6 protein-coding genes are annotated in these 5,883 nt (G+C 54.8%); 3 read left to right on the forward strand and 3 right to left on the reverse strand.

All coding sequences use genetic code 11. The annotated features are described in order from the left end of the window. The 3 genes from OEL57_RS13380 to OEL57_RS13390 form a co-directional block, all read left to right on the forward strand. Positions 1-420, forward strand: a 420-nt coding sequence (locus tag OEL57_RS13380) for a response regulator transcription factor (RefSeq protein WP_300741084.1), incomplete at its 5' end; no start/stop codon positions are given. Positions 421-450: 30 nt separating this feature from the next. After that, positions 451-1,833, forward strand: coding sequence for a DegQ family serine endoprotease (locus tag OEL57_RS13385; protein ID WP_300741085.1), 1,383 nt, complete (start codon positions 451-453; stop codon positions 1,831-1,833). Positions 1,834-1,909: 76 nt separating this feature from the next. Then, entirely contained in the window at positions 1,910-2,875 is a 966-nt protein-coding gene (locus tag OEL57_RS13390) for a 4Fe-4S binding protein (protein ID WP_300741086.1), read from the forward strand. 60 nt (positions 2,876-2,935) lie between these two features. On the opposite strand, the gene OEL57_RS13395 is transcribed toward OEL57_RS13390, so the two are convergent. The 3 genes from OEL57_RS13395 to OEL57_RS13405 form a co-directional block, all read right to left on the reverse strand. After that, a complete protein-coding gene (locus tag OEL57_RS13395) occupies positions 2,936-3,985 on the reverse strand; it encodes an adenosine deaminase (RefSeq protein WP_300741087.1) in 1,050 nt (349 codons plus the stop codon). 20 nt (positions 3,986-4,005) lie between these two features. Continuing rightward, positions 4,006-4,848 (reverse strand): alpha/beta fold hydrolase, encoded by an 843-nt coding sequence (locus tag OEL57_RS13400; RefSeq protein ID WP_300741088.1) that lies wholly within the window; start codon positions 4,846-4,848, stop codon positions 4,006-4,008. Positions 4,849-5,016: 168 nt separating this feature from the next. Further along, positions 5,017-5,883: GSU2403 family nucleotidyltransferase fold protein (locus OEL57_RS13405; RefSeq protein WP_300741089.1), on the reverse strand; the 867-nt coding region annotated here is incomplete at its 5' end.

A 5,883-nucleotide genomic window follows, 5' to 3' on the forward strand; every position in this document is an offset into this window, starting at 1 on the left:
CGAGAGAAAGTGGCCGGCATCGATGCCGGTGCTGATGACTACCTGACCAAGCCGTTTGCCTTTGCCGAGCTGTCGGCACGGGTGCGGGCACTTGGCCGACGGGGCGGACGTGACCGTGGGGCAGAACTGGTGGTGGCGGATCTGCGGATAGACCCGATCAGCCGTAAGGTCTGGCGTGGCGACAAGGAGATCGAGCTGACCATTAAAGAGTACGGCCTGCTGGAGTTTCTGGTGCGCAACACCGGTTCGGTGGTAACCCGCAACATGATCGCAGAAAAGGTCTGGGACCATTCTTTTGAATCCTTTACAAATATTATCGATGTATACGTCAATTATGTGCGAAAAAAGGTGGATAAAGGCTTTGACCAAAAACTGATTCATACAGTACGCGGTCAGGGCTATACCCTCAAGGCAGAGTAGCTGTCTTGCACCAATGATGGAGGTTACAGAATGAAAGTTAGACATGTGGTAATGATTTGTATGCTGGCGGTTGCAAGTCTGTTTGTCCTGACCACGGGGCAGGTGGATGCAAAGCCGGTCAGCCCTGATTTTGTTGAGCTGTCCAAGCGTCTGAAGCCTACAGTGGTCAACATCCGAACAACTAAAAATATCAAGCCTAGATCTGGTGGCCAGTTTAGGGGCAATGATCCTTTTGCTGACCTGTTCGGCCAGTTCTTTGGTCAGCAGGCACCGCAGCAACCCCGCAAACAACAGGGGATGGGAACCGGTTTCATCATCAGCGCAGACGGCTTTATCCTGACCAATAACCATGTGGTGAATGGTGCCGATGAAATCATGGTCAAGCTGTCCGATGGCCGTGAGATCAAGGCAGAACTGAAGGGGCTGGATGACAAGCTTGACGTGGCCCTGCTCAAGATCAGTGACAAGGCAGCCCTGCCGTTTGCAGAGCTGGGGAACAGTGATGCCCTGGAGGTGGGTGAGTGGGTTATGGCCATCGGTAATCCGTTCGGTCTGGCCCATACCGTAACCGCCGGTATTGTCAGCGCCAAAGGGCGGGTGATCGGCAGCGGGCCCTACGATGACTATATCCAGACCGATGCCTCCATCAACCCCGGCAACTCCGGTGGACCACTGTTCAGCAGTGAAGGCCGGGTGGTCGGTATCAACACCGCGATTATTGCCAATGGTCAGGGGATCGGCTTTGCCATTCCGATCAACATGGCCAAGACCGTTGCAGATCAGCTCAAGGCCACCGGCAAGGTGGTGCGAGGCTATCTGGGGGTCAATTTTGATAAGTTGAATCCCAAACTTGCCAAGTCACTGGGACTACCTTCTGCCAAAGGGGCGATTGTCACCAATGTCATCAAGGGGTCTCCTGCTGAAAAAGGTGGTCTGCGGGTTGAGGATGTGATTGTTCAGTTTGATGGCAAGGCGGTTGACGCTGAATCCGATCTGCCCAAGATTATCGCCTCTATACCGGTGGGTAAGTCGGTTAAGGCGGTGGTTTACCGCAAGGCAAAGCGGCTTGAACTGACCGTGGTGGTTGGTCAGCAGGCCGGGCTTGGTCCGCTTGGGGAACCGGCCACCGCCAGCATCGGTATCAGTGCCCGTGAGCTGACCCCTGAACTGGCCCGTCAGCTTGGCTTGAAAGATGCCAAGGGAGTGGTGGTCTCTGAGGTAAAACCAGGTTCCTCTGCTGAAGATGCCGGCATGGTGCGGGGCGATCTGATCATTGAGTTTAACGGCCATCCGGTTGAAAATCTGGAAGGCTTTGCTGCACTGGCGTCAAAGGTTGCCAAAGGTGAGGTGGTGCGTCTGTTGCTGCGCCGTCCTGACGGCAGCTTTGGGTATGTTGCCGTAACTGCGGAGTAAGCGGCAACGATGGTACATTGAGTGGTATGCAGGGGCGGCATGCATATGCCGCCCCTGTTTTATAATGGGGTAATCCATGTCTGATCGTTATGTCCAACCGTTGCGGATGCTGGTGCAGCTGGCTTTTCTGGGGCTTTCGTTGCTGATCGGCTTCAGGTTCTACCGCTTTATCCAGGCGGTCCAGCAGGGGGTAGACACGGTGGCGCGTCCTGCTGCTGTTGATGCCTTTCTGCCGATCTCCGGTCTGTTTGGCACGGCAGCCTGGCTGAAGGGGGGCGGCATCAACCCGGTCCACCCGGCAGCGGTGGTGATCTTTGTCACTATTGTTGTTGTGGCTCTGCTGCTCAGGCGGGCCTTCTGCTCCTGGATCTGTCCGGTGGGTACAATCTCTGAATGGCTCTGGAAGCTGGGTTTCAATAAGCTGCAGCGCAACTGGCTTCCTCCCCGCTGGCTTGATCTGGGGCTACGGGGTATCAAATACCTGCTGCTGGCCTTTTTTCTGTTCAGCGCCATTTCCTGGTCCCTGTCGGCGCTGCAGGGGTTTCTGGGCAGCGGTTACCATGCCATATCAGACGTGAAGCTGCTGCAACTGTTCCGCTCTCCCTCAGTCACCACCCTGGCGGTGGTGGGGCTGCTGGTGGCCTTGTCCATTCCGCTGCGTAATCCGTTCTGTCGCTATATCTGTCCCTACGGCGCGCTGTTAAGCCTGGTTTCGCTGGCATCCCCCCTGGCGGTGCAGCGTGATCTGAAGAAGTGTGTCTCCTGCGGGGTCTGTAGTCAGGTCTGCCCCTCACGGATTGATGTCATGCATGCCACCAGGGTCAATAACCCGGAATGCCTGGGCTGCTGGCGTTGTATCAGCCATTGTCGGGTCAATACCGCCCTCAGCATGCGGGCCTTTGGCAGGCTGGTGGTGCCGGGGATTCTGTTTGTGCTGTTGGTGGTGCTGCTGTTCTGGGGTGGGACCCGGCTGGGCAAGGCCAGCGGGCATTGGGATTCAGTGGTGACACCGGCGGATTATCGTGAGTTGATGGCGAAGTAACCTGTCTGTGCTGCTGCCCGGCCTCTGACAGTCCGGGCAGCATTTCCTGTCGCAACCGGTTTAAAACTTACCGTATTGCTGTTTAAAGAAGGCATCAAGCTGGCTGATCCAGTCAGCCTTGGTCTCTGCATCCACAAAGCTTGCCTCAAAGCTGTTGCGGGCCAACTGATACGCTTCTGCAGCGCCCAGTTCCGGCAGTGCCGCAAAGGTTGCCAGATAGTTCTGGTTCAGGTAGCCGCCAAAATAGGCCGGATCATCAGAGTTGATGGTGGCCCTGATGCCGCAGGCCAGCAGTTTGGCGATGTTGTGGGCGGCAAGGGTGGAGAACACGCACAGCTTCACGTTGGAAAGCGGGCAGACCGTCAGCGGTATCTGCTGCTGTACCAGCCGTGTCACCAATTTGGGATCATCCAGACAGTGTACGCCGTGGTCGATCCGTTCCGCATGCAGCAGGTCAAGGGCGTGCCAGATATACTCGGCAGTTCCCTCTTCACCGGCATGGGCCACCAGCCGCAGCCCCAGCTCCCTGCAGCGGGCAAATACCCTGCTAAACTTCTCCGGCGGGTTGCCTTTTTCACCGCTGTCAAGCCCGACCCCGATGAACTTATCGCGGAACGGCAGGGCCTCTTCCAGCACCGCAAAAGCCTCTGCTTCAGTCAGGTGGCGTAGAAAGCAGAGTATCAGAGAGGCGCTCAGCCCCAGCTCTTTTCCGGCCTGTTGGATCGCCCGGTCCAGCCCGTTGATAACGGTGGCAAACGGAATCCCCCGGGCGGTATGGGTCTGGGGATCAAAGAATATCTCGCTATGGACCACATTATCAGCCTTGGCACGCAGCAGGTAGGCCCAGGCCATCTCATAGAAATCCTCTTCAGTTTGCAGCACGCTGGCCCCGGCATAGTAGATATCCAGAAAACTCTGCAGGTCGGTAAAGGCATAGGCTGCCCGCAGCGCCTCAATGGTCGGGTAGGGCAGTTGCACCCGGTTCCGCTCTGCCAGGCTAAAGATCAGCTCCGGTTCCAGCGAACCTTCAATATGGATATGCAGCTCTGCCTTGGGCATCCGGCAGAGCAGTTCAGGCAGGTTCTGGCGTGGAATGCTGGTCAGGTTCATGGGAGATATCTCCTTTCCGGTTAGCAGTGACATCCAATCGTGCCGTCATTGAGCGATGTAGGGGCAACCTTCCGCAGAAATCCCAGCAGGCAGTGATTAAACCCGTTCGGCTGCTCAAGGTTCACCAGATGCCCGGCATCGGCAATGACTTCAAGCTGGCTGCCACTAATGCCGCTGGCGATCATGCGGGGATGCTCAAGGGGGCAGGCCTTGTCCTGTTCTGCAGCTATCACCAGCGAAGGCTGCCTGATTGACTGGAGCAGCGGGGTAACATCCGGGCGTTCACGCATGGCAAGCAGTCCGCCTGCCAGTCCCCGGCTTGCGTTTGTCACCATCCAGCCATAGACCTCTTCAGCAAGCTTGGGGCGTGCCTCTATGGTGCCCTCGGCAAACATCAGAGGATGGAAGCTGTCGGCAACCACCTGCGGGCCAAGTTTCAGCAGTTCTGTTGCAAGCTGTAACCGCCGGGCGCGACCAGCTTCATCATCAGCAACAGAGCGTGTTACCACAAAGACAGCGCCGCTGAGCCGTTCTGGGTAGCGGGCCAGCAGGTTAAACAGCACATAGCCCCCCATGGACATCCCGGCCACCACCGCCTGCTCAATCTCCAGGTGATCCAGCAGGCTGATCAGATCATCGCCGAACAGATCCATGCTGTACGGCCCATCAGGGGCATCGCTTTCGCCGAACCCTCGCAGATCCGGGCTTATAACCCGGTAACCGGCCGCTACCAGATCACCCAGTTGCGGGCGCCACATGCTGCGGTTCAGAGGAAACCCGTGGATCAACAGAACTGCCGGTCCACTGCCGACATCATCATAGGCGATCATGCTGCCGTTTAAAAACGCATTCTTTGCAATCATAGGGGGACTCCAAGCTTGGTGCATCAGTTGCTACGGTGCGAATATTGTGATTCTTTTGACACTTGATAAATAAATAGCTGATTGCCATTCAAAAGTGTCCGGCTAGTTCTTTGCACTGGTTTGATTTTAAGCTCCCCTCCTTAAGGGAAGGAGGGGAGCTCCAGGGCGTTAACTTTTCTGAGTGAGGAGTTGCGGCAGATATTCGCTTACTAATTCCTCGACCAAGTTTGCTTGAAGAAGATCCCTTGATCGTTTCATAGTGTCCCGGTCCGCCTGTTCTGCCATCCATCTTTTGAACTGGATAAATGTTAAGGGAGAAATAGTATTCATTCTGGCCATATGCCCAGAGGCAGAAACAATTATTGCTGAAAAAGGTGGCCCATCCAGAAGAATACCTGCATTTCGAGCGGGTACTACATAAAACTCATCGTTCTCATCGTCAGTTAGCCGCATAGGATGAGGGTCACCATCCTTTGGCTCTCTGCGAATAATATCAACTTCAAACCCTCTACTATTAACGGCAGTGTGTTTTTGATCCTCCCGTAGTCTGAAACTCGGGTCAACCTTTTGTATTAACTTCAGCATCGAAGTGGCTGCATGCCTCATTTTTGTCACAAAGCTTATCCGTTTTCGCACATCGAGCAAAAAGTCAATGTCTTGGGTGGCCATGGCTTCAGTTTCACCAAAGAGCACCCCTGCTCTTGCTTCATAAGCATATAGTGCATGAGTTCCAATGACCGTGAAGAATTCAGAAAGGCCTTCTTTATACAATCTGTTCAAAATATCAATAAGCATACGAGGAGCCCGACCTACAAATAACGCCCGGTTCATTCGTTGTTGCCGTTCCAATGATTCTGTTAAATCCCTGAAGCGCAGCTGTGCAGCAGTTTTCCTGGCTACAAAATTGTTATGGATCTTTTCTGTTTCCTCTGAACGAGGTCCTAAACTTTTATTACTGCCAGTCGTAGACACCCGAATAAGGTAGTCTGTCCCATTCTGATTTTTCCTGCGCATACTTCCGCGAACATTCAAGAT

Origin of the sequence: Trichlorobacter sp. (assembly GCF_030247655.1) — a bacterium.
In the GTDB taxonomy this organism is placed as follows: Bacteria; Desulfobacterota; Desulfuromonadia; order Geobacterales; family Pseudopelobacteraceae; genus Trichlorobacter.

What these genes read in the sequence shown, in the direction of transcription:
- OEL57_RS13395 (WP_300741087.1), bottom strand. Translation starts at nt 3,985, where the DNA reads ATGAACCTGACCAGCATTCCACGCCAGAACCTGCCTGAACTGCTCTGC.
- OEL57_RS13390 (WP_300741086.1), top strand. Translation starts at nt 1,910, where the DNA reads ATGTCTGATCGTTATGTCCAACCGTTGCGGATGCTGGTGCAGCTGGCT.
- OEL57_RS13385 (WP_300741085.1), top strand. Translation starts at nt 451, where the DNA reads ATGAAAGTTAGACATGTGGTAATGATTTGTATGCTGGCGGTTGCAAGT.
- OEL57_RS13400 (WP_300741088.1), bottom strand. Translation starts at nt 4,848, where the DNA reads ATGATTGCAAAGAATGCGTTTTTAAACGGCAGCATGATCGCCTATGAT.